At 70.8% G+C, this 22,793-nt stretch carries 25 protein-coding genes; 16 read left to right on the top strand and 9 right to left on the bottom strand.

The window, feature by feature from the left end:
* Positions 1 to 32: 32 nt before the first annotated feature.
* Positions 33 to 1,556: a TldD/PmbA family protein gene (locus tag SGA01_RS32260; RefSeq protein ID WP_141300996.1), complete on the bottom strand. Its 1,524-nt coding sequence runs from the start codon at positions 1,554 to 1,556 to the stop codon at positions 33 to 35.
* Positions 1,557 to 1,815: 259 nt separating this feature from the next.
* On the opposite strand from SGA01_RS32260, the gene fabG reads away from it, so the two are divergent.
* From fabG to SGA01_RS32245, 3 genes are all read left to right on the top strand, one after another.
* A complete protein-coding gene (fabG, locus tag SGA01_RS32255) occupies positions 1,816 to 2,535 on the top strand; it encodes a 3-oxoacyl-[acyl-carrier-protein] reductase (protein WP_055644276.1) in 720 nt (239 codons plus the stop codon).
* A 5-nt stretch (positions 2,536 to 2,540) separates the two neighbouring features.
* A complete protein-coding gene (gene fabI / locus SGA01_RS32250; protein ID WP_141300994.1) occupies positions 2,541 to 3,317 on the top strand; it encodes an enoyl-ACP reductase FabI in 777 nt (258 codons plus the stop codon).
* A 222-nt stretch (positions 3,318 to 3,539) separates the two neighbouring features.
* Positions 3,540 to 3,968: a hypothetical protein gene (locus SGA01_RS32245; protein WP_141300992.1), complete on the top strand. Its 429-nt coding sequence runs from the start codon at positions 3,540 to 3,542 to the stop codon at positions 3,966 to 3,968.
* On the opposite strand, the gene SGA01_RS32240 is transcribed toward SGA01_RS32245, so the two are convergent.
* The gene (locus SGA01_RS32240) at positions 3,895 to 4,626 is read right to left on the bottom strand and encodes a FadR/GntR family transcriptional regulator (RefSeq protein ID WP_141300990.1); all 732 of its coding nucleotides are present in this window, start codon (positions 4,624 to 4,626) and stop codon (positions 3,895 to 3,897) included. The two genes, SGA01_RS32245 and SGA01_RS32240, sit on opposite strands and share 74 nt — an antisense overlap.
* A gap of 63 nt (positions 4,627 to 4,689) precedes the next feature.
* Between SGA01_RS32240 and SGA01_RS32235 the strand changes: the two genes are divergently transcribed.
* From SGA01_RS32235 to SGA01_RS32225, 4 genes are all read left to right on the top strand, one after another.
* Positions 4,690 to 6,027 carry a CynX/NimT family MFS transporter gene (locus tag SGA01_RS32235; protein ID WP_141300988.1) on the top strand — a complete coding sequence of 446 codons (1,338 nt, stop codon included), beginning with the start codon at positions 4,690 to 4,692 and terminating at the stop codon, positions 6,025 to 6,027.
* Positions 6,028 to 6,044: 17 nt separating this feature from the next.
* The gene (locus tag SGA01_RS42370) at positions 6,045 to 6,161 is read left to right on the top strand and encodes an SGM_5486 family transporter-associated protein (protein ID WP_099054269.1); all 117 of its coding nucleotides are present in this window, start codon (positions 6,045 to 6,047) and stop codon (positions 6,159 to 6,161) included.
* Positions 6,162 to 6,317: 156 nt separating this feature from the next.
* A complete protein-coding gene (locus tag SGA01_RS32230) occupies positions 6,318 to 6,521 on the top strand; it encodes a hypothetical protein (RefSeq protein ID WP_141300986.1) in 204 nt (67 codons plus the stop codon).
* A gap of 35 nt (positions 6,522 to 6,556) precedes the next feature.
* Positions 6,557 to 7,075: a SixA phosphatase family protein gene (locus SGA01_RS32225; protein ID WP_141300984.1), complete on the top strand. Its 519-nt coding sequence runs from the start codon at positions 6,557 to 6,559 to the stop codon at positions 7,073 to 7,075.
* A gap of 86 nt (positions 7,076 to 7,161) precedes the next feature.
* Here the strand turns inward: SGA01_RS32225 and serB are convergent, their stop codons facing one another.
* Positions 7,162 to 8,376, bottom strand: a complete 1,215-nt coding sequence (serB, locus tag SGA01_RS32220; protein ID WP_055644280.1) for a phosphoserine phosphatase SerB — start codon at positions 8,374 to 8,376, stop codon at positions 7,162 to 7,164.
* A 197-nt stretch (positions 8,377 to 8,573) separates the two neighbouring features.
* Between serB and SGA01_RS32215 the strand changes: the two genes are divergently transcribed.
* Positions 8,574 to 11,138 carry an ABC transporter ATP-binding protein/permease gene (locus tag SGA01_RS32215; protein WP_141300982.1) on the top strand — a complete coding sequence of 855 codons (2,565 nt, stop codon included), beginning with the start codon at positions 8,574 to 8,576 and terminating at the stop codon, positions 11,136 to 11,138.
* Positions 11,139 to 11,218: 80 nt separating this feature from the next.
* On the opposite strand, the gene SGA01_RS32210 is transcribed toward SGA01_RS32215, so the two are convergent.
* Together SGA01_RS32210 and SGA01_RS32205 are read right to left on the bottom strand one after the other, a co-directional pair.
* Complete coding sequence (locus SGA01_RS32210; protein ID WP_174867579.1) at positions 11,219 to 12,022, bottom strand: transglycosylase SLT domain-containing protein; 804 nt, start codon at positions 12,020 to 12,022, stop codon at positions 11,219 to 11,221.
* Between the two features lie 370 nt (positions 12,023 to 12,392).
* Complete coding sequence (locus SGA01_RS32205; protein WP_141300980.1) at positions 12,393 to 13,094, bottom strand: SDR family NAD(P)-dependent oxidoreductase; 702 nt, start codon at positions 13,092 to 13,094, stop codon at positions 12,393 to 12,395.
* A 206-nt stretch (positions 13,095 to 13,300) separates the two neighbouring features.
* Between SGA01_RS32205 and SGA01_RS32200 the strand changes: the two genes are divergently transcribed.
* From SGA01_RS32200 to SGA01_RS32190, 3 genes are all read left to right on the top strand, one after another.
* Positions 13,301 to 14,446, top strand: a complete 1,146-nt coding sequence (locus SGA01_RS32200) for a GAF domain-containing sensor histidine kinase (protein ID WP_055644283.1) — start codon at positions 13,301 to 13,303, stop codon at positions 14,444 to 14,446.
* Positions 14,439 to 15,083: a response regulator gene (locus tag SGA01_RS32195; RefSeq protein WP_141300978.1), complete on the top strand. Its 645-nt coding sequence runs from the start codon at positions 14,439 to 14,441 to the stop codon at positions 15,081 to 15,083. The genes SGA01_RS32200 and SGA01_RS32195 overlap by 8 nt, the downstream gene beginning before the upstream one ends.
* A gap of 165 nt (positions 15,084 to 15,248) precedes the next feature.
* Positions 15,249 to 15,491 carry a chaplin gene (locus SGA01_RS32190; protein WP_055644285.1) on the top strand — a complete coding sequence of 81 codons (243 nt, stop codon included), beginning with the start codon at positions 15,249 to 15,251 and terminating at the stop codon, positions 15,489 to 15,491.
* A gap of 104 nt (positions 15,492 to 15,595) precedes the next feature.
* On the opposite strand, the gene SGA01_RS32185 is transcribed toward SGA01_RS32190, so the two are convergent.
* On the bottom strand, positions 15,596 to 16,399 hold the full coding sequence (locus tag SGA01_RS32185) for an Rv1486c family protein (protein WP_141300976.1): 804 nt from the start codon (positions 16,397 to 16,399) through the stop codon (positions 15,596 to 15,598).
* 135 nt (positions 16,400 to 16,534) lie between these two features.
* Here SGA01_RS32185 and SGA01_RS32180 point away from each other — a divergent pair, with 135 nt between their 5' ends.
* The 4 genes from SGA01_RS32180 to SGA01_RS32165 all read left to right on the top strand — a co-directional run bounded on the left by SGA01_RS32180 (position 16,535) and on the right by SGA01_RS32165 (position 19,739).
* Positions 16,535 to 17,332, top strand: a complete 798-nt coding sequence (locus tag SGA01_RS32180; protein WP_141300974.1) for an ABC transporter ATP-binding protein — start codon at positions 16,535 to 16,537, stop codon at positions 17,330 to 17,332.
* Positions 17,333 to 17,408: 76 nt separating this feature from the next.
* Entirely contained in the window at positions 17,409 to 17,840 is a 432-nt protein-coding gene (locus SGA01_RS32175; RefSeq protein ID WP_141300972.1) for an NfeD family protein, read from the top strand.
* A 93-nt stretch (positions 17,841 to 17,933) separates the two neighbouring features.
* Entirely contained in the window at positions 17,934 to 18,872 is a 939-nt protein-coding gene (locus SGA01_RS32170; RefSeq protein ID WP_024756199.1) for an SPFH domain-containing protein, read from the top strand.
* Between the two features lie 93 nt (positions 18,873 to 18,965).
* On the top strand, positions 18,966 to 19,739 hold the full coding sequence (locus tag SGA01_RS32165; RefSeq protein WP_174867577.1) for a sulfite exporter TauE/SafE family protein: 774 nt from the start codon (positions 18,966 to 18,968) through the stop codon (positions 19,737 to 19,739).
* 91 nt (positions 19,740 to 19,830) lie between these two features.
* Here the strand turns inward: SGA01_RS32165 and SGA01_RS32160 are convergent, their stop codons facing one another.
* From SGA01_RS32160 to SGA01_RS32150, 3 genes are all read right to left on the bottom strand, one after another.
* Positions 19,831 to 20,337, bottom strand: a complete 507-nt coding sequence (locus SGA01_RS32160) for an HNH endonuclease (protein WP_055644289.1) — start codon at positions 20,335 to 20,337, stop codon at positions 19,831 to 19,833.
* A gap of 164 nt (positions 20,338 to 20,501) precedes the next feature.
* Positions 20,502 to 21,041 (bottom strand): YbhB/YbcL family Raf kinase inhibitor-like protein, encoded by a 540-nt coding sequence (locus SGA01_RS32155; protein WP_141300970.1) that lies wholly within the window; start codon positions 21,039 to 21,041, stop codon positions 20,502 to 20,504.
* A gap of 55 nt (positions 21,042 to 21,096) precedes the next feature.
* Positions 21,097 to 21,879 carry a sporulation protein gene (locus tag SGA01_RS32150; RefSeq protein ID WP_055644291.1) on the bottom strand — a complete coding sequence of 261 codons (783 nt, stop codon included), beginning with the start codon at positions 21,877 to 21,879 and terminating at the stop codon, positions 21,097 to 21,099.
* An 87-nt stretch (positions 21,880 to 21,966) separates the two neighbouring features.
* Here SGA01_RS32150 and SGA01_RS32145 point away from each other — a divergent pair, with 87 nt between their 5' ends.
* Positions 21,967 to 22,629 (top strand): DNA-3-methyladenine glycosylase, encoded by a 663-nt coding sequence (locus tag SGA01_RS32145; protein WP_141300968.1) that lies wholly within the window; start codon positions 21,967 to 21,969, stop codon positions 22,627 to 22,629.
* Positions 22,630 to 22,793 lie beyond the last annotated feature (164 nt).

Below are 22,793 nucleotides of genomic sequence, written 5' to 3'. Positions count from 1 at the left end.
CCCGGACCCCCGGCAAATCTGGTGGCGCGCGTTCATCGACCGGCCTCCTGCGTCGTGTTCAGAATGTTGACGCCCCGGAAGAGGGCGGAGGGGCAGCCGTGGGAGACCGCGGCGACCTGGCCCGGCTGGGCCTTGCCGCAGTTGAAGGCGCCGCCGAGGACGTACGTCTGCGGGCCGCCGACCTGCTCCATCGAGCCCCAGAAGTCGGTCGTGGTCGCCTGGTACGCCACGTCCCGCAGCTGCCCGGCGAGCCGGCCGTTCTCGATGCGGAAGAAGCGCTGCCCGGTGAACTGGAAGTTGTAGCGCTGCATGTCGATGGACCAGGACCGGTCGCCGACCACGTAGATGCCCCGCTCGACCCCGCCGATCAGGTCCTCGGTCGACAGACCGCCCGGGTCCGGCTGGAGCGAGACGTTCGCCATCCGCTGCACCGGCACGTGCGCGGGGGAGTCCGCGAACGCGCAGCCGTTCGAGCGGCCGAGGCCCGTGAGCTTCGCGATCCGCCGGTCCAGCTGGTAGCCGACGAGCGTGCCGTCCTTCACCAGGTCCCAGCTCTGAGCCTCGACGCCCTCGTCGTCGTACCCGATGGTCGCGAGACCGTGCTCGGCGGTCCGGTCACCCGTCACGTTCATGATCGACGAGCCGTACGCCAGCTTGCCCAGCTGGTCGAAGGTGGCGAAGGAGGTGCCGGCGTAGGCCGCCTCGTAGCCGAGGGCCCGGTCCAGCTCGGTGGCGTGCCCGATCGACTCGTGGATCGTCAGCCAGAGGTTCGACGGGTCCACGACCAGGTCGTACCGCCCGGCCTCGACGCTCGGCGCCCGCATCTTCTCGGCCAGGAGCCCCGGGATCTCGTCGAGCTCCTTGTCCCAGTCCCAGCCGGTGCCCGTCAGGTACTCCCAGCCCCGCCCGACCGGCGGCGCGATCGTCCGCATCGAGTCGAACTCGCCGGTCGTCCCGTCGACGGCGACCGCCGTGAACTGCGGGTGCAGCCGGACGCGCTGCTGGGTCGTGACCGTACCCGCCGTGTCCGCGTAGAACTTGTTCTCGTGGACGGTGAGCAGCGAGGCGTCCACGTGCGCCACGCCCTCAGCCTGCAGCAGCCGCGCGCTCCAGTCGGCGAGCAGCGCGCTCTTCTCCTCGGCGGGGACGGAGAAGGGGTCGATCTCGTACGAGGAGACCCAGGTGCGCTCCGAGTGCACCGGCTCCTCGGCCAGCTCCACGCGCTCGTCGGAGCCGGCCGCGGCGATGACCTTCGCCGACAGCTTGGCCATGGCCACGGCCTGCGAGGCGACCTTCGCCGCCCCGTCCATGGTCAGGTCGACCCCGGACGCGAAGCCCCAGGCCCCGCCGTGCACCACCCGCACCGCGTAGCCGAGGTCGGTGGTGTCCGAGGAACCGGACGGTTTGGCGTCCCGCAGCCGCCACGAGGCGCTGCGCACCCGCTCCAGGCGGAAGTCCGCGTGCTCGGCGCCGAGCGCGCGCGCCCGGGCGAGCGCCGCGTCGGCGAGCGCCCGCAGGGGCAGCGCGACGAACGAAGGGTCGATCTGATGGACCACGAGCGGCCTCGCTCTCGGTGATCGGAAGACGGCGTTGAGCTGTTCCGGAAGTCAATCATGGGAAAGGCGGCCGAGTGGGCCCATTGCGCAGGGCTCCCGCGGGCGGTCCGCCGGGCGTTCCCGGGCGGACCCGTACCCACTCCGAGCTGTAGGGATCCGACAGTGACGCCCCTACGCCACTGTCGGAGGTCGATTCCTCATGTCGGGAGCGATACCGATAGGTTTTCGGCTACCAGACCGCTATCGAAAGGGTGATCCGTTGAGCCGCTCGGTTCTCGTCACCGGAGGAAACCGGGGCATCGGCCTCGCCATCGCCCGCGCGTTCGCCGAGGCCGGCGACAAGGTCGCGATCACGTACCGTTCCGGCGAGCCGCCGGCCGCTCTGGTCGAGCTCGGCTGCCTGCCCGTCAAGTGCGACATCACCGTCGCCGAGCAGGTGGAGCAGGCGTACAAGGAGATCGAGGAGAAGCACGGTCCGGTCGAGGTCCTCGTGGCCAACGCCGGCGTGACGAAGGACCAGCTCCTCATGCGCATGTCGGAGGAGGACTTCACCTCCGTCGTCGACACGAACCTGACCGGTACCTTCCGGGTCGTCAAGCGCGCCAACCGCGGCATGCTGCGGGCCAAGAAGGGCCGCGTCGTCCTGATCTCCTCGGTCGTCGGTCTGCTGGGCTCCGCGGGCCAGGCCAACTACGCCGCCTCCAAGGCCGGCCTGGTCGGATTCGCCCGCTCCCTCGCGCGTGAGCTCGGCTCGCGCAACATCACGTTCAACGTCGTCGCCCCTGGTTTCGTCGACACCGACATGACCGCGGTCCTCACCGACGAGCAGCGCGCGGGCATCGTGTCCCAGGTGCCGCTGGGCCGTTACGCGCAGCCGGAGGAGATCGCCGCGGCGGTGAAGTTCCTCTCCTCCGACGACGCCTCGTACATCACTGGAGCCGTCATCCCGGTTGACGGCGGATTGGGCATGGGTCACTGATCACCATGAGCGGAATCCTCGAGGGCAAGCGCATCCTGATCACGGGTGTGCTGATGGAGTCCTCCATCGCCTTCCACACCGCGAAGCTGGCCCAGGAGCAGGGTGCGGAGATCATCCTCACCGCCTGGCCCCGGCCGACGCTGACCGAGCGCATCGCGAAGAAGCTCCCCCGGCCCGAGAACGTCAAGGTCCTCGAGCTCGACGTCTCCAACGACGAGCACCTCGCGCGTCTCGAGGGCCAGGTCCGTGAGCAGTTCGGCGACCGCCTCGACGGCATCGTCCACTCGATCGGCTTCGCCCCGCAGGACGCCCTCGGCGGCAACTTCCTGAACACGCCGTTCGAGTCCGTGGCCACCGCCATGCACGTCTCCGCCTTCTCCCTGAAGTCGCTGACGATGGCGCTGCTGCCGCTGATGAGCGAGGGCGGCTCCGTCGTCGGCCTCACCTTCGACGCGAAGTTCGCCTGGCCGCAGTACGACTGGATGGGCCCGGCCAAGGCCGCCCTGGAGGCCACCAGCCGCTACATGGCCCGTGACCTGGGCAAGCAGAACATCCGCTGCAACCTGATCTCCGCGGGCCCGCTCGGCTCGATGGCCGCGAAGTCCATCCCGGGCTTCGGCGAACTGGCCGCCGTGTGGGACACCCGCTCCCCGCTGCAGTGGGAGCTCTCGGACCCGGAGCCGGCCGGCCGTGGCGTCGTGGCCCTGCTCTCCGACTGGTTCCCGAAGACGACGGGCGAGATCATCCACGTCGACGGCGGTCTGCACGCGATCGGCGCGTAAGCGCTCGCTGAGTTAGCACGCTCGCTGCGAAAGCGCTCGCTCCTCGCCGCTGAGCAGAGGGCCCGCGTGTCCCCCCATGTCGGGGCGGACACGCGGGCCCTTTTCATGCCCTGACCAGGCCCGATCCCGTCCCGATCGCTCCCCGACTCGAAAAGTCGCGCGAATCACCCCAGACTGGGGCAGAGCGTGATGTTCTGCTGCTGACGGGGAGGAGGTACGGGCATGCGCGCGATACGTCACGGGTTCGGCGCGTTCGCCTCGGTCGCCGTTCTGCTCACCGGGATCGCCGTCGCCGCCGAGGTGCGCGCCGCACCCGCCCCGGCCGAGGAGCTCCCCGCCGCCGCCCCGCCCGCGGACGAGCCGGAGAACTTCGGGGCCTCCTGCCGCACCGTCGTCCAGGGCTCCCGCGTCACCGCCTACTGCCAGAACCCGTACCCCGGCACCGACCGCGTCCGGCTCCACGTCGAGTGCGACCGCTGGTGGGACGTCGACACCGACAGCGCCCCCGTCGACGTCGGCCCCGCGGACTACGCCCAGGTCTCCGGCCGCTGCTGGAAGGAGGTCCGGTCCGCCTGGGTCACGCACCAGCCGGCGGAACCGGAACCGGAACCGGCTCCGGCCCGGGAACCGGCTCCGGTACGGGGCTCTTGAGGCACATGAAGGGGTAGCCGGCCGCCTCCGTCCCGGCCCGCTCGGCATCGCCCTCGCGGATCGCGTCCACCAGCCGCGCGTGGTCCATGTGGTTCTCCGGCCGCAGCTCCTGCCCCACGTCGTCGCGCAGCCAGTCCCGCAGGAGATCGCCCAGGTCCGCGTAGAGCTCCGTCAGGACGTCGTTGCCCGAGGCGGCGACGACCGCGTGGTGGAAGGCCGCGTCGACCGTCACGAACCGCTCCGCGTCCCCCGACTCCCACGCCTCCTCGCGCCGCACGAGCAGCGCGTCGAGCTGCTTCAGGTCCCGCTCCGTGCGCCGCTCCGCAGCGAAGCGCGCGGCGGCGGACTCCAGGGTCGAGCGCAGCTCGGCGACGTGCCGGGGGTCGGAGCCGGCGAACCGCCGGTGCATGACGCCCGCCAGCTCGCTGGTGGCGATGACGTACGTCCCCGAGCCCTGGCGGATGTCGAGCAGCCCGTTGTGCGCGAGCGCCCGGACGGCCTCGCGCACGGTGTTACGGGCCACGCCCAGCTGCTCGACCAGTTCGGGCTCTGTCGGGATGCGTGAACCCACCGGCCACTCGCCGGAGGTGATCTGGTTCCGCAGCTCGGCGATCACCTGATCGGAGAGTCCCGCGCGCCGCGGATGACCGAGGGCCATGAAGCACCTTCCCATTCGTTCCAGATTGGACAACCAATCATCCCATGATTCTATGATGACCTCATGCCTGACGAGCCGAAGACCCTCGACCCCGCCACCGCGCCCACCCCCGCGACCGCCACCGCCACGCGGAACTCCTCCGCCCCGGCGCTCGCGTCCGGGTTCCCCCAGGCCTCCGCGTCCCGCTGGACCCTCGGGCTCGTCACCGTCGGCCTCGTCCTCGCCGCCCTGAACCTGCGCCCGGCCATCACCAGCCTCGGCGCGCTCCTCGAAGAGGTCAGCGCGGGCCTCCACATGAGCGGCACCGTCGCAGGCGTCCTCACCTCCGTCCCCCCGCTCTGCTTCGCGGTCTTCGGCATCACCGCCCCGCGCCTGGCCCGCCGCTTCGGCCCCGTCGCCGTCGTCTGCGCGGGCATGGCGGCGATCTTGGCGGGCCTCGCCGTCCGCCCCTTCGCCTCGGGCACGGCCGGCTTCCTCGCCGCCAGCGCCCTCGCCCTCATGGGCATAGCCCTGAGCAACGTCCTGATGCCCGTGATCGTCAAGCGGTACTTCCCGGACCGCGTCGGCACCATGACCGGCCTGTACTCCATGGCGCTCGCCCTCGGCACGTCCGTCGCGGCGGCGGCGACCGTCCCGATGACCGAGGCCCTCGGCGGGGACTGGCGCGCGGGCCTCGGCGTCTGGGCCGTGGTCGCCGCGCTCGCCGTCCTGCCCTGGATCCCGCTCCTGCGCGACCGCGACCGCGACGGCCTCCCCACCCGCGCCGGCCGCGCCACGAACAAGGCGACCGCGAGCGCCGCCCCGCTCGACACCACCCCCGCGCCGCGCGTCACCCGCAGCCGCACGGCCTGGGCCCTCGGCTGCTTCTTCGGCCTCCAGGCCACCGGCGCCTACATCACCATGGGCTGGATGCCGCAGATCTTCCGCGACGCGGGCGTCCCCGCCTCCACGGCGGGCGTACTCCTCGCCGTCACCATGGTCATGGGCGTCCCGCTCGCCTTCGTCATCCCCCGGCTCGCGACCCGGATGAAGACCCAGGGACCGATCGTCGTCGCGCTCGGCCTCTGCGGCCTCGGCGGCTACACCGGTCTCTTCTTCGCCCCGGCCTCCGGAGCCTGGGTCTGGGCGGTCCTGCTCGGCGTCTCCAACTGCGCCTTCCCGCTTGCCCTCACCATGATCGGGATGCGCTCGCGGACCGGCGCCGGCGTCGTCCGCCTCTCCGCCTTCGCGCAGAGCGTCGGCTACCTCATCTCCATCCCCGGCCCCCTCCTCGTCGGCGTCCTCTACCAGCACAGCGGCGGCTGGGGACTGCCCATCGCCCTCATGGGCGGCCTGATGGTCCCGCAGATGATCATCGGAACCCTCGCGGGGAGGGACCGGACCGTCGAGGACGAATGCTGAGATGCGAGACTGGTCCCATGCCAGTCCTCGAACCCAATCCCCAGAACGGCCAGAAGAAGCTGCTCATCGTGCTCGGCGCGATGCTCGGCATCACGGTGGTCATCGGTGTGATCGCCTCTCTCGCCTCCCCGTGATCCCCGGGGGTGGGGAAAACCCCCGCATCCCCTAGGGGGAGAGTGTCAGGGTGAAGTGGGTGGATCACCTGATGGGCCGGCGGTCGCCCGGTCCGTAGGTTGGAGACAACCGTCGGAGACGACGGCGCACGGTTCTCCCACCCTTCGGAGGCGGCCATGTCGGCCCGTACGGACACCAGCACCCGGCCCATGCCGACCCGCGTCGACACCCGGCTGCCCTGGTGGGCGCTCGCCCTTCCCGTGGCCGCGTTCGTCGCCCTCCTCCTGCTCATAGCGGGGCCGGGTGGGGCGCAGGCGACCGCCGACGACCCGGGGGTCGGACGGGTCCTGGTGCAGCTCCAGCAAACGCTCGCTCCCTGAGTCACCGAAAGCCGTTCCGTGCGAAGCTGTTGACCATGAGCGTCGATACACCCCGCAGGATCGCGCTGCTCCGCCACGCGAAGGCAGACTGGAACCAGGAGTCCGACCACGAGCGCCCCCTCGCCGATCGAGGCCGCGCGGACGCCCCCGTCGTGGGCCGCAGGCTCGCCGAGACCGGCATCGGCTTCGATCTGGCCCTCTGCTCGACCGCCCTCAGAACCAGGGAGACCTGGAAGCTCGCCGTGCACGAACTGCCCGAGCGCCCCAGGACCGTGTACGAGGAGCGGCTGTACGAGGCCTCGCTCGGCGAGCTCATCGCCCTGCTCAACGAGACCCCGGAAGACGTCGACGACCTCCTCCTCATCGGCCACAACCCCGGGATGCACGCCCTCGCCGACGCCCTCGCGGGCGAGGCCGAGGGAGACGCCCAGTCACGCATGAACCGCAGCGGCTTCCCGACCTCCGCGTTCGCCGTCCTCACCTTCAACGGCTCCTGGAAGTCGGTCGAGCTCGGCGTCGCACGGCTCGCGCACTTCTGGGCCCCGCACGCCTGACGGGCCACAGCCCCGCTCCGTACGACGGAAAGGGCCCGGCCGTCCGACGACGACCGGGCCCTTTTCCGTACGGGCGAACCGATGGCTCAGTGCAACAGGTCCTCGCCGCCGTCGGCGACCTCGACCTCCTCGCGGGTGATCCCCAGCAGATAGAGCACGGTGTCCAGGAACGGCACGTTCACCGCCGTGTCCGCGGCCCGGCGCACCACCGGCTTGGCGTTGAACGCCACCCCGAGGCCCGCCGCGTTCAGCATGTCCAGGTCGTTGGCCCCGTCGCCGATGGCCACGGTCTGCGCCAGCGGCACACCCGCCTCCGTGGCGAACCGGCGCAGCAGCCGCGCCTTGCCCGCCCGGTCCACGATCTCGCCGGTCACCCGACCGGTGAGCTTGCCGTCCACGATCTCCAGCGTGTTGGCCGAGGCGAAGTCGAGCCCGAGCCGCTCCTTCAGATCGTCGGTGACCTGCGTGAACCCGCCGGAGACGACACCCACCTGGTAGCCGAGCCGCTTGAGCGTACGGATCAGGGTCCGGGCCCCCGGCGTCAGCCGCACCTCCGCGCGGACCTTGTCGACCACCGAGGCGTCGAGACCGGCGAGCAGCTCCACCCGCGCGTGCAGGGACTGCTCGAAGTCCAGCTCGCCGCGCATGGCGGCCGCCGTCACCTCGGCGACCTTGTCCTCGCACCCCGCGTGCGCCGCGAAGAGCTCGATGACCTCGTCCTGGATCAGGGTCGAGTCGACGTCCATGACGACGAGCCGCTGGGCCCGCCGGTGCAGCCCGGCGGAGACCACGGCCACGTCGACCCCGATGGTGTGGGCCTCGGTCGCGAGCGCGGTCCGCAGCGGCTCGGTCTCGCAGCCCGAGACGGCGAACTCCACGGCCGTCACCGGATACTTCGCGAGGCGGAAGATACGGTCGATGTTGCCGCCCGACTCCGCGATCCTGGCCGCTATGGCCGCCGTCTGCTCCGCGGTGAGCGGGTTGCCGAGCACGGTGACGTGCGAGCGCCCCTCACCGCGCGGCCGGTTGTCACCCGTACCGGAGATGATCTCGGCCTGGAGCTTCAGGGACTCGGCCCAGCTGTGGATCGTCGCCCGCAGCTCGCCCTGCGAGGCGACGGTCGGCTCGGTGACGAGCGCGCACAGGACGAGCCGGCCGCGGGAGACGACCTGCTCGATGTCCACGACGTCGACGGAGTAGGCGGCGAGGGTGTCGAAGAGTCCGGCGGTGATCCCGGGACGGTCCTTGCCGAAGATCTTGACGAGAAGGGTGGGAACGTCTGAGGTCTGCGATGCGCTCATGGTGGTTCCACCGTATCGGGCACCGCGTGCCACCTGACCCCCCGTCCCGCCCAGCGGACACCCGAGTGGTCGACGGCTTGCCTCGAAGGTCTTCACACGGCCCGACTTCCCGAGACGGGACCGGGCCTGAAATAGTTCCCCAGGATGATTCGCCATCCCTGGACTCCCGAACGCGGGGGTACATCGGGGGACAAGTAGTGGGGCTCGGAGTGCCAGAACTCGTACTGGAATTGAACGGCAGGACCTGGACGCTCGATCCGTCCCGGTCGTACACCCTGGGCAGGGACCCCCAGGGCGACCTGGTCATCGACGATGCAAGGGTCTCGTGGCGGCACGCCACCATCAGCTGGGGCGGTCGGAGTTGGGTCATCGAGGACCACGGCTCCACGAACGGCACGTTCGTCCAGGGGCAGCGGATCCACCAGATGGAGATCGGTCCCGGATCGGCCGTCAACCTCGGCAACGCGACCGACGGCCCCCGGCTGAATCTCGCCGCCGGAGCCCAGGCCGCGCACCAGGCCCACGCGCAGGCGGCCCAGCCCGCCGCGGCGCAGGCCGCCGCCCAGGCCGACTGGGCGACGCACCAGGCTCCGCCGCAGCACCAGGCCCCGCAGCAGGCGGGCTGGCAGCAGCAGGCCCAGCAGCCGGCGCAGCCGCAGGTGCCGCACCAGCAGGGCGGCCCGCAGGGCGCCCACGGTCAGCAGGGGCACGGTCACCCCGGCGCCGCCGCGGGGGCGTCGTCGGCCTATGCCGACCGCAGCCCCACCACGTTCCACGCGCTCAACCTCGGCCACGTCATGCGCATCGGCCGTGCCCTCGAGAACGAGCTGGTCGTCTCCGACCTCCAGGTCTCGCGGCACCACGCCGACTTCCACGCGACGCCCGACGGCCGCTTCGAGATCCGCGACCTCGGCTCGCACAACGGCACGTACGTCAACGGCCAGCCGATCCCGAAGGGCGGCTCGGCCGTCCTCGGCCCGCAGGACATCGTCGGCGTCGGCCACTCGACGTTCCGCATCGTCGGCGGCCAGCTCGAGGAGTTCGTCGACACCGGCTCCGTCTCCTTCTCGGCCCGCCACCTCACGGTCACGGTCGACGGCGGCAAGCAGATCCTCCGCGACGTCACCTTCGGCGTCCCGGAGAAGTCGCTGATCGGTGTCATCGGCCCGTCCGGCTCCGGAAAGTCCACGCTGCTCAAGGCGCTGACCGGCTACCGCCCGGCCAACGAGGGCGACGTCCTCTACGACAACCGAAGCCTCTACAAGCAGTTCGCCGAGCTGCGCCAGCGCATCGGTCTGGTCCCGCAGGACGACATCCTGCACAAGGAGCTGACCGTCGTGAAGGCGCTCCGCTACGCGGCCAAGCTCCGCTTCCCCGGCGACACGGCCACGGCCGAGCGCGAGGCCCGTATCGACGAGGTCCTGCGCGAGCTCAAGCTCGACATCCACAAGGAGAAGAAGGTCACCTCCCTCTCCGGTGGCCAGCGCAAGCGTGTCTCCGTCGCCCTGGAGCTCCTCACCAAGCCGTCGCTGATCTTCCTGGACGAGCCGACCTCCGGCCTCGACCCGGGCATGGACCGCGATGTCATGCAGCTGCTGCGCGGCCTCGCCGACGACGGCCGCACGGTCCTCGTCGTCACCCACTCGGTGGCCGAGCTCGGCCTCTGCGACAAGCTGCTCGTCATGGCGCCCGGTGGCTCGGTGGCGTACTTCGGCCCGCCGGAGGAGGCGCTGAACTTCTTCGGCTACTCCACCTGGGCCGACGTCTTCTCCGCCTTCGAGAACTACCGCGACTACGACTGGGCGGGCCGCTGGAAGGGCTCGCAGCACTACCAGATGTACGCCGCGGACATCGACGCCGTCGCCGCGCAGCCCGTCCAGATGCCGCAGCAGGCGATGGCCCGCCCGCCGAAGCCGCAGGGCTGGGGCTCCCAGCTGTGGACGCTGATCCGCCGCTACGTCTCGGTGATCGCCTCCGACAAGGGCTTCCTGGGCCTGATGGTGATCCTGCCGGCCGTCCTCGGCGCGGTCTCGGTCGTCATCCCGGCGGACTTCGGCCTCGGCTCGCCGACGCCGCCGTCCCGCTTCAACGGCGACGCGGGCACGATCATGCTGATCCTCGCGGTCGGCATGTGCTTCAGCGGCGCCGCCAACTCGGTCCGTGAACTGATCAAGGAGCGGGTCATCTACGAGAGGGAGCGCGCCACCGGCCTCTCCCGCTCGGCGTACCTGATGTCCAAGGTGATCGTCCTCGGCCTCATCACGGCCTTCCAGGGCGTCATCATCTGCGGCATCGGCTTCTCCACCCGCGCACTGCCGGCGGAGGGCCTCTTCATGCCCCCGGCCGTCGAGCTCTGCATCCAGGTGATCGCCCTCGGCCTCACCTCGATGATGTTCGGCCTGGTCATCTCCGCGCTCGTGAAGACCGCCGAGAAGACCATGCCGCTCCTCGTCATGTTCGCGATCATCCAGGTCGTGTTCACCGGCATCCTCTTCCAGGTGTACGGCTCGCCCGGCCTGGAGCAGTTCGCCTGGCTGATGCCCTCCCGCTGGGGCATCGCCGGCGCCGGCACCACCCTCGACCTGGCCCGCCTCATGCCGCCGTGGGACCACAAGAACCCCACCGACACCGACCCCCTGTGGGAGCACACGGTCGGCCAGTGGAGCCTGGACCTCGGCATCCAGCTCCTGATGGCGGTCGTCTGCTGCGTCGTCGTGGCGCGGCTGCTGCGCCGCCACGAGCCCGAGGTCATGCGCAAGTAGTCATGCACGCCAGTACGCCGAAGGGCGGCACCCCGCGGAGGGGTGCCGCCCTTCGGCGTACAACAGCGGACCGAGTGCGATCAGTACGCGCTGTTGACGTTGTCGATCGAGCCGTAGCGGTCGGCCGCGTAGTTGGCGGCGGCGACCAGGTTGGCGACCGGGTCGTACTGATCGAACTTGGTGCCCGGGATGTGGTAGGCCTTGAAGGTCGGGTAGATGACCTGCAGCAGGCCCTTCGACGGGACGCCGTTGATGGCGTTGATGTCCCAGTTGTTGATGGCCCGCGGGTTGCCGCTGGACTCACGCATGATGTTCTTGTGCAGGCCGTTGTACGTGCCCGGGATGTTGTGCTTGTCCATGATGAACAGCGCCTCGCGGATCCAGCCGTCGAGGTTGTTCGCGAAGACCGGGGTACGGGCGACGGAACGGCTCGCGGCCGCCTTCTCCGCGGCGCGCTTCTTCGCGTCCGCCTTGGCCTTGGCCGCGGCCTTCGCCTTCGCGGCGGCCTTGGCGTTGGCGGCGGCCTGTGCGTCGGCCTTCGCCTTGGCGGCGGCCTTGGCCTTGGCAGCGGCCTGTGCGTCGGCCTTCGCCTTGGCGTCCGCCTTCGCCTTCGCGGCGGCCTCCTGCTTGGCCTTCAGGCCGATGGTGGTCTGCTGCTCGGTGACGCTGGCGGCCAGCGCCTTCGCCTGCGGGCTGGCGGCGTTGTACGACCACGCGACCTGCTGCGTACCGGAGAGGGCCTGGGGCTCGGTCTCGGTGGAGCCGCCGTTGCCCTGTACGAGGGAGAGGGTGAGAGCTGCGGCGCTCAGAGCGGCGACGCCGGCGATCGTGGCCTTGTGGGTCTTCTTCAGACCACGACTGTGGCCGGGAGTGTTCGCAGACATCAGGACTACCTCTTCGAATCGCTGGGGGGTCGCTCGCCGGGGCGGCGCTGCGCCTGCTCGGCGGCGACGAGGGCAATTCTTAGCGGCAGCAAAATCGTGTGGCAAAGGTGTGACGTACGATCCCGGGTAGTGGATCAGGGGCTTGTGCACAGGCCACGGAACGCCCGTTGTGGCCAGGTTCCTCCGCGTCTATCTGGCCTCCTGGCGTCCACTAGGGGGCTTCGTAAGTGATGTGGGTCCTATGCGCGGGCTCACATCGGGCACGTAACGAACTCACCGCGCGTTGCGGAAGCAATGCAGACGGTGAGGCGGGTCCTCCCGAAGGAGGAGAAGGACGCCCCCGGACTCGTACCAGAGGCGCCCCCGGCCCTCACTCCACGGCCCCGGCGAGCTCCGGCGCCACGTACCGCCCACTGGCCGGCCGTCGGTCGAGCAGGTGGAGGAAGCCCGGCACCACGGACTCCGGACCAGGCCGCGTACCGATCCCCTCCGGCACCGCCGCCGCGTACAGATCCGTCTCCATGTCACCCGGGTCCACCGCCCACACCCGCAGCTCCGGCTCCTCCACGGCCAGCACCGCCGCCAGCAGGTCGACCGCGGCCTTCGACGCCCCGTACCCGCCCCATGTCGCGTACGGCACCGCCGCGGCCTCCGAACTGAGCGCGATCACCGTCCCCGCGCCGCTCGCCCGCAGCAGCGGCAGGCTCTCCTGTACGAGGCCGAGGACCGCCACCACGTTCGTCTCCAGCGCGGCCCGCAGACCGTCCAGCGGCTGGTCCTCGAGCCGGGGGAGCGGCGCGGCGCCGAGCACGCCCGCGTTGTTCACCAGCAGATCGAGCCCGCCCAGCCCCCCGGCCGCGGCCACCAGCTCCCGCCGGTGCGTCGCGTCCCCCACGTCTCCGGGCAGCGCCACCACCCGCGTGCCGTGCGCGGCACGGACCGCCGCCGCGCTCTCTTCCAGCGCCCCCGCCGTCCGGGCGTTCAGGACGAGGTCCCAGCCCCGTCCGGCCAGCGCGTGCGCCAGTGCCCTGCCGAGCCCCTTCGACGCCCCCGTCACGATCGCGACAGCCATGACACCCATCCCCTTATGTATGCGTGAGCACTCGCGGCGTCCGGCACCCGCCGCCGCCGACGGCACCACTCTCGGGCCCGGCCCCTCCCCGCCGCCTCCCTCCCAGGTCCGGCCAGCCGAGGGCGAAGGTCCTAGGTCCCGAGTCCCCCTCCCACGCGGTCCCCGGGCGGATACGCACGGTCACACCCCGCCGGTACGGTGAACACATGAGCCATCGACCGAGCTCCGGCCTCGCCGCCGTGAGCACCGCCCTCCTCGCGATGAGCCGCCATCTGGAGGTCCGCGACGTCCTCAAGACGATCGTCGCCTCCGCCCGCGAACTCCTCGACGCCGAGTACGCGGCGCTCGGCGTCCCGGACGACCACGGCGGCTTCGCCCAGTTCGTGGTCGACGGCGTCAGCGACGAGCAGTGGAAGGCGATCGGCCCGCTGCCGAGGCAGCACGGCATCCTCGCCGCGATGCTCCACAAGGCCGAGCCCGAGCGCCTCGCCGACGTCCGCGAGGACCCCCGCTTCGAGGGCTGGCCCGCGGCCCACCCCGAGATGTCCGACTTCCTCGGCCTCCCCGTCAGGGACGGCGACGAGATCCTCGGCGCCCTCTTCCTCGCCAACAAGCGCTGCCCGAAGGAGAAGGGCGGCTGCGGATTCACGGCGGAGGACGAGGAACTGCTCTCGATCCTCGCCCAGCACGCGGCCATCGCCCTCACCAACGCCCGGCTGTACGAGCGCAGCCGCGAGCTCACCATCGCGGAGGAGCGCTCCCGCCTCGCCCACGAGCTCCACGACGCCGTGAGCCAGAAGCTCTTCTCGCTCCGGCTCACCGCCCAGGCGGCGGCGGCCCTCGTCGACCGCGACCCGGCCCGGGCCAAGGACGAGCTCCAGCAGGTCGCCGCACTCGCGGCCGAGGCGGCCGACGAGCTGCGTGCGGCCGTCGTCGAGCTGCGCCCGGCGGCGCTCGACGAGGACGGCCTCGTCCACACTCTGCGCACCCAGATCCAGGTCATGGACCGCGCGCACACGGCCCGGGTCACGTTCGCGAGCCCGGGGATCAGGGCCCTGCCCGCGGCCCAGGAGGAGGCCGTGCTCCGCGTCGCCCAGGAGGCCCTGCACAACGCCCTGCGCCACGCCGAGGCCGAGCTCGTCACCGTCACCCTCGCCCGCAGCGGCCCGGGCGCGCGTCTCACCGTCACCGACGACGGCAAGGGCTTCGACCCGCGGACGGTCCGCAGCGCGGGGCGCCACCTCGGCCTGGTCTCCATGCGGGACCGGGCGGGCGGCGTCGGCGGCGGACTCACCGTGACCTCGGCCCCCGGCGAGGGCACCACGATCGAGATGGAGGTTCCCGGTGGCTGACAAGCCGATCCGTGTCCTGCTGGTCGACGACCACCAGGTCGTCCGCCGAGGCCTGCGCACCTTCCTCGAGGTGCAGGACGACATAGAAGTGGTGGGGGAGGCCTCCGACGGCGCCGAGGGCGTCGCCCGCGCCGAGGAGCTCCGCCCCGACGTGGTCCTCATGGACGTGAAGATGCCCGGCACCGACGGCATCGAGGCGCTGAAGAAGCTCCGCGAGCTCGCCAACCCGGCCAGGGTCCTGATCGTCACCAGCTTCACCGAGCAGCGCACGGTCGTCCCCGCGCTCCGCGCCGGAGCCTCCGGATACGTCTACAAGGACATCGACCCCGACGCCCTGGCCGGCGCCATCCGCTCCGTCCACGCGGGACACGTCCTGCTCCAGCCGGAGGTCGCCGACGCGCTCCTCAGCCAGGAGGACTCCCCGAGCGGTACGGGGCGGGGCTCGACCCTCACGGAGCGCGAGCGCGAGGTCCTCGGCCTGATCGCGGACGGCCGGTCCAACCGCGAGATCGCCCGCGCGCTCGTCCTCTCCGAGAAGACGGTAAAGACGCACGTCTCGAACATCCTGATGAAACTCGACCTGGCAGACCGCACCCAGGCCGCCCTCTGGGCGGTCCGTCACGGCCTCACCGACTGACACGCCCCCGGGGCGCGCCCCCTCGCGCGCCGGGCGCACGACCGTTCAGTCATTCATACCGTCGGGTGTATATCCCCCGTTCGGCGCAACCCGGCGGGGGCGGCGGCGTTCTCCATGGCGTGCTGCGGCGGACCTGCCGCAGCGATGACCAGGAGGATGTACCAAGTGAAGAACCTCAAGAAGGCCGCTGCCGTCACCATGGTCGCCGGTGGCATCATCGCCGCCGGTGCGGGTGTCGCCTCCGCCCACGGCGCCGAGGCCTCGGGCAAGGCCCTCAACTCGCCGGGCGTCGCGTCCGGCAACCTGGTGCAGGTCCCGGTCCACGTCCCCGTGAACGTCTCCGGCAACACGGTCAACGTGATCGGCCTGCTCAACCCGGCCTTCGGCAACCACGCCCTCAACGGCTGAGCCACCCCAGAACCACCGGCCCCCGGACGATCCCCCGGGGGCCGGCCCCTTTTCCGCTCACAGAGCTCAGAAGCCCAGAGGATCCAGAGCCCAGACCCCGAGAGTCAGAACCCCCGCTGCCGCTCGCGGTCCCGCTCGCTCTCCTCCACATACGCGTTGTACGCGGCGACCTGCGCCCGCCGTGCCACCCGCTCCACCGGCCGCAGCGCCTCCCCCCGCGCCGCCATCTCCGAGGCGCTGACCGCGCCCCCGTGCCCGTGGTCGTACGCCAGGTCCACAAGGAGTCCGATCCGCTGGGCCAGCTCCAGGACCCGCACGGCCCGCGGCGGGTAGCCGGGGGCGAGCACCTCCCGCCCCACCTCCGCCCGAGCCCGGTACGCCTCGCGCGCCGCGTCGGCCGCCGGACCCGAGGCCGCCACGTCCAGCCGCGTCAGCACGGCCGTCGCGTCCCGCAGCGCCTCGGCGAGCTCCCGCTCCGCCTCGCCGAGCGAGGGCACGTCCGCCGGCGGGGCCTCCCGCACCGAGAGGCAGTGCCAGACGACCTCGACGTGCACGTCACCCGCCGGACCCGCCTCCGAGACCTCCGGCACGAGACCGTACGGCGCGCCGAAGCCCACCACGGCCTCCGCCGCCTCCAGGGCGCGCGCGTTGAACTCCGGCGGACCGCTCAGCCCCAGCGGATGCCCCGGCGCGGGCAGCGCCACCCGCCAACCGGTCACCCCGAGCCGCCGCAGCCGGCCCAGCGCGAGCGTCAGCCCCACCGGCGCCGCCTCACCCGGCAGCCCCTCCACGCGGTGCACCGCGTCCTCCCCGACAATGGCCAGCGCCGCATCGTCCGGCGACACCGCCCCGGCCAGCAGGGCATTGCCCCAGGCGGCCAGGCGTCCTGAGCGTGGTTCCGAAAGCATCCCCCCAGACTAAGGACTCTAAGGACGCCCTAGGGACCGGCCCGCTCCGTCGATAACGTAGGTTTTCCCCTGGACGCCGCGCCCATCGGCGCAAGGCGACGACACGACTCGACCGCAAGGGGAGACAACGCGCTCATGAGCGATGTACTGGAGCTGGTGGACGTATCCGTGGTCCGCGACGGACGGGCTCTGGTGGACGAGGTCTCCTGGTCGGTCAAGGAGGGCGAGCGCTGGGTGATCCTCGGACCCAACGGCGCCGGCAAGACCACCCTTCTGAACATCGCCTCCAGCTACCTCTTCCCCACCAAGGGCTCCGCCACGATCCTCGGCGAGCCGCTCGGCGGCGTCGGCACCGACGTCTTCGAACTCCGCCCCCGCATCGGCATGGCCGGCATCGCCATGGCGGAGAAGCTGCCCAAGGGCCAGACCGTCCTCCAGACCGTCCTCACCGCCGCCTACGGCATGACGGCCACCTGGCACGAGGACTACGACCCGGTCGACGAGCAGCGCGCCAAGGCCTTCCTCGACCGCCTCGGCATGAACGACTACCTGGACCGCAAGTTCGGCACCCTCTCCGAGGGCGAGCGCAAGCGCACCCTGATCGCCCGCGCGATGATGACCGACCCCGAGCTCCTGCTCCTCGACGAGCCCGCGGCCGGCCTCGACCTCGGCGGCCGCGAGGACCTCGTCCGCCGTCTCGGCCGCCTCGCCCGCGACCCGTACGCCCCCTCCATGATCATGGTCACGCACCACGTCGAGGAGATCGCGCCCGGCTTCACCCACGTCCTGATGATCCGTCAGGGCAAGGTCCTCGCCGCCGGTCCGGTGGAGATGGAGCTGACCTCCCGCAACCTCTCGCTCTGCTTCGGCCTGCCGCTCGTCGTCGAGCGTGTCGGCGACCGCTGGACCGCCCAGGGCCTGCCACTGAAGTAGCGGACCGGAGCGCCGGCGTCCCGCACAGCCGCCCGCGCCCTGTCCCGGAGGGACCCCACCGCCCTACCATGACCACGTGGACATCGACGCGTGGGTCTGGTGGTTGATCGGCGCGGTGGGGCTCGGCATTCCGCTGGTCCTGACCGCGATGCCGGAGTTCGGCATGTTCTCCGTCGGAGCGGTGGCGGGGGCGGTGACCGCCGCCCTCGGCTTCGGCATCGTTCCCCAGGTACTCGTCTTCGTCGTCGTCTCGGTCGCGCTGATCGCGGTGGTACGCCCGATCGCCGCCCGCCATCGCGACGGCAGGCCCCAACACGCCTCCGGCATCGACGCCCTGAAGGGGCGTCAGGCCGTCGTCCTGGAACGGGTCGACGTCGGCGGCGGAGGCCGCATCAAGCTCGCCGGCGAGATCTGGTCAGCCCGCGCGCTCGACAGCGGACAGACCTTCGAACCGGGCGATCAGGTGGACGTGGTCGAGATCGACGGTGCGACGGCCGTCGTCATGTGACCGAACATCGCCCATGACGTTCCGCCGTCTGGGAAACTCGATCATCGAAAGCCATCCGGCAGTCAACCGGTAGCGAAGGGCACGGGGAACACGATGTCAGCAGTCATCATCGTCCTGATCATTCTGGTGGTGCTCGTCTTCATCGCCCTGGTCAAGACGATTCAGGTCATCCCGCAGGCGAGCGCGGCGATCGTGGAGCGCTTCGGCCGCTACACCCGCACACTCAACGCCGGACTGAACATCGTCGTCCCGTTCATCGACTCGATCCGGAACCGGATCGACCTGCGGGAGCAGGTCGTCCCCTTCCCGCCGCAGCCGGTGATCACCCAGGACAACCTGGTCGTCAACATCGACACGGTCATCTACTACCAGGTGACCGACGCCAGGGCCGCGACCTACGAGGTCGCCAGCTACATCCAGGCGATCGAGCAGCTCACCGTCACCACCCTGCGCAACATCATCGGCGGCATGGACCTGGAGCGGACCCTCACCTCCCGCGAGGACATCAACGCCGCGCTGCGCGGCGTCCTCGACGAGGCCACCGGCAAGTGGGGCATCCGCGTCAACCGCGTCGAGCTCAAGGCGATCGAGCCGCCGACCTCCATCCAGGACTCGATGGAGAAGCAGATGCGCGCCGAGCGCGACAAGCGCGCCGCGATCCTCACCGCGGAGGGCACCCGCCAGTCCGCGATCCTCACCGCCGAGGGCGAGAAGCAGTCCGCGATCCTCCGCGCCGAGGGCGAGTCCAGGGCCGCGGCCCTGCGCGCCGAGGGCGAGGCCCAGGCCGTCCGTACGGTCTTCGAGGCCATCCACGCGGGCGACCCGGACCAGAAGCTGCTCTCGTACCAGTACCTCCAGATGCTCCCGAAGATCGCCGAGGGCGACGCCAACAAGCTCTGGATCGTGCCCAGCGAGATCGGCGACGCCCTCAAGGGCCTCTCCGGCGCTTTCGGCAACGTCGGCGGCGGAGCCCCCGGATTCAACACCAAGGACGTACCGGCCGCCAGGCGAGAAGAACCCCCGGTTGACTGACACGTACACCTAAAGTTCGTGCATGATCGGTGCGAGCCCCTCGACCCTGACGAAACTCAGAGCGGGGAGGCGACTCACTGACCATGTAAGGAGATGGCGTTGTCCATCTGGGAAGCGCTGGCAGTCTTCGCCGCCGGCATCGGCGCCGGCACCATCAACACCATCGTCGGATCGGGAACGCTCATCACGTTCCCGGTCCTCCTCGCAACCGGACTGCCCCCGATCACCGCGAACGTCTCGAACGCCCTGGGCCTCGTCCCCGGCTCCATCAGCGGGGCCATCGGCTACCGCCGCGAACTGAAGGGCCAGAAGGCCCGCATCATCCGACTCGGCGGCGTGGCCCTCCTCGGCGGCCTCATCGGCGCGATCCTGCTCCTCGCCCTGCCGTCCGACGCCTTCGACGCGATCGTCCCCGTCCTCATCGGCCTCGCGCTCGTCCTGGTCCTCCTCCAGCCCCGCATCGCCGCCGCCGTACAGCGGCGCCGCGAACAGAGCGGCACCGTGGCCCACCCCGACGGCGGCCCCGTCCTCCTCGTCGGCCTCTGCCTCGCCAGCATGTACGGCGGATACTTCGGCGCCGCCCAGGGAGTCCTCTACCTCTCCCTCATGGGCCTGCTGCTCCACGACACCCTGCAGCGGATCAACGCCGTCAAGAACATCCTCGGCGCGCTCGTCAACGGAATCGCGGCCGTCTTCTTCCTCTTCGTCGCCGAGTTCGACTGGACGGCCGTCCTCCTGATCGCCGTCGGCTCCACCATCGGCGGCCAGATCGGCGCCAAGGTCGGCCGCAAGCTGCCGCCTTCCGTCCTGCGCGGGGTGATCATCGCGGTCGGCATCGTCGCGATCCTCCAGCTGACCCTGAAGTAGCCCGGTCCGCCCGCCCCACGAAGGAGCCCGCCTCCCCACAAGGGAAGGCGGGCTCACTCCGCACGAGACGACCGACGCCGCAACTGACTGTCTACGCGGCCGAGTTCGCGAGCCACTCCGGCAGCGCGGACCGCTCACCGGCCCGCAGCGCGAGCAGCATCGCGTCGGCCGGCGACGGGACGAACGGCTCGTGCAGCAGAGGCATTCCCGCCTGCTCCGGCGTCCGGTCGGCCTTGCGGTGGTTGTCCTCGGCGCAGGAAGCGACGGTATTCAGCCAGCTGTCCCCACCCCCCTGGGCGCGCGGCACGACATGGTCGACGGTCGTCGCCCTCCTCCCGCAGTACGCGCACCTGTGTTGGTCCCGGACCAGCACCCCCCGCCTCGACCACGGGGCGTGTCTTCGGAAGGGCACCCGTACGTACCGGCAGAGCCTGATCACCCGCGGCACCGGAAGATCGACGGCGGCACCCCGCACACGCAGCTCGGGATGGGCCTGCTCGACGACGGCCTTGTCCTGCAGGACAAGCACCACCGCACGGTTGAGTGTGACCGTCGACAGCGGCTCGAAGCTCGCGTTCAGTACCAGCGTGTCCCGCATTGTGCCCACCTCCCGTGTGCCGGCCCCGCCCCGAGCGGGGCGTGGGGCCTGGATCAACGATGGCCGGGCCGGCCGGGGTCGGACAACGCAATTTTCCTGCGCAACAAAAGATGCCCGCTTCTGATCTCTCCAAGACCAGAAGCGGGCAAACAACAAACGAACGATCAGACCGCCGCGGGAGCCGCGTACTCGGCGACCAACTGGGCACGGCCCAGCGTGTGGAACCGCAGGTTGAAACCGATGGCCGCCGGCGAGGCGCCGTCGTCCGGCCCGAGCTTCTCGCTGTCCACGGCGTACACCGTGAAGACATAGCGATGCGCGGGGTCCCCGGCCGGGGGAGCGGCGCCGCCGAACTCCTTCGCGCCGTAGTCGTTCCGGACCTGCACGGCCCCGGCCGGCAGCCCCTCGAACGACCCCGACCCGGCACCGACGGGCAGCTCCGTCACCGACATCGGTACGTCGAACAGCACCCAGTGCCAGAACCCGCTGCCCGTGGGGGCGTCCGGGTCGAAGCACGTGACGGCGAAGCTCTTCGTCCCCTCGGGGAAGCCCTCCCAACGCAGGTGCGGAGAGGTGTTCCCCGCCGAGTAGACCTGTGCGTCCTTCAGGACTCCGCCCGGCGTGACGTCGTCACTCACGACCGTGAACTCCGCCACCGGCGGATGGAAGTCATGAGGAAGCGGCGCCCTCTTGCCCTCGGACACGTGGAAACCTCCGTATCGCCCGTACCTACTGCCTCAGCAGCCTGTCCCGTCGAGCCTAGAGCCAGTTGCGACGGCCGCCGACCTCGGCGAGCCACTGGTTCAGGTAGGCCGCCCAGTCGGTCGTGTGGAAGTCGTGCAGCCCCACCTTGAACGCACGGAAGGAGTCGCTGCCCTCACCGAACAGGCCGGGCTTCTTGTCCATCTCCAGGACGACGTCCATCTCGCGCTCGTCGGCGACGAAGCTGACCTCGACCTGGTTCAGGCCGCGGTACTGCTGCGGCGCGAAGAACTCGATCTCCTGGTAGAAGGGCAGCTTCTGGCGCGTCCCCCGGATGTGCCCGCGCTCCATGTCGGCGCTCTTGAAGCGGAAGCCCAGACCGATGAAGGCGTCCAGGATCGCCTGCTGCGCCGGCAGCGGGTGCACGTTGATCGGGTCCAGGTCGCCGGAGTCCACGGCTCGGGCGATCTCCAGCTCCGTGACCACACCGATGTTCATACCGTGCAGCTGCTGACCCGAGACCGAGGTCACCGGCGTCTCCCACGGCACCTCAAGACCGAACGGCACCACGTGCACCGCGCCGGCCTTCACCTCGAAGGCACCACCCAGACGTACCTTGAGGAACTCGATGTCCTGCTTGTGCTCCTGGTCGCCACCCTCGACCTCGACCCGTGCCTGCAGCCCGACGGAGAGCGCCTCGATCTGCTGGTCGACGCTGCCGCCCTGGATCCGCACCTCACCCTGGACGACACCACCGGGAACCACGTTCGCCTCGGAGAGCACGGTCTCCACGGTGGCCCCACCGGCACCCAGGCTCGCGAGCAGCTTCTTGAATCCCATGACTTCCACTCCTTCTCGGTACTGACCTCTACATACGCGCGACGACCGTAGCCGGTTCCCCGCCGCCCACCACTACGCTCGGCCGCCATGAGCGACACCCCCGCCCGTACGCGCCTCCCGCGGGCCTTCTTCGACCGGCCCGTCCTCGATGTCGCCCCGGACCTGCTCGGCCGCACCCTCGTCCGCAACACGCCGGAAGGACGGATCGAGCTGCGCCTCACGGAGGTGGAGGCGTACGCCGGCGCGATCGACCCCGGCTCGCACGCCTTCCGCGGCCGCACCGCACGCAACGCCGTCATGTTCGGCCCGCCCGGACACGCGTACGTCTACTTCACCTACGGCATGTGGCACTGCCTCAACCTGGTCTGCGGTCCCGAGGGCCAAGCGAGTGGAGTCCTGCTGCGCGCGGGTGAGGTCCTGACGGGTGCCGAGCAGGCCCGCGCCCGCCGCCGCTCGGCCCGCCACGACAGGGAGCTGGCCAAGGGCCCCGCCCGCCTGGCCACGGCCCTGGACATCGCCCTCTCCCTCAACGGCACGGACACCTGCGCCGGCCCGACCGCCCCCCTCACCCTCCTCACCGGCACGCCCCCCACACCCGAAGCCATCAGCAGCGGCCCCCGCACGGGCGTGGGCGGCGACGGCGCCCCGCACCCCTGGCGCTTCTGGATCACCGACGACCCGACGGTCAGCCCGTACCGCCCCCACACACCCCGGAAGCGCCGCCTTGACTCTGGCCGCCCGACCGCCTAACGTAGCCCGAGCCGCAGAAAACGGGCCTGCTTGTTCAAGCACCCCGTAGCGGCCACCCACTACTCTCGATGATTCCCCAGCAGGGGCGTATTTCGGCATTCCCGAAATTCGTTTCGAATGGCTCGATTATGAGTCGCCAGAGAAATCAGCTAAAGTAGTGACCA

It is taken from the genome of Streptomyces gardneri, assembly GCF_006539185.1.
Classification (GTDB): domain Bacteria; phylum Actinomycetota; class Actinomycetes; order Streptomycetales; family Streptomycetaceae; genus Streptomyces; species Streptomyces gardneri.
This window is presented reverse-complemented; position numbering and strand designations above follow the sequence as displayed.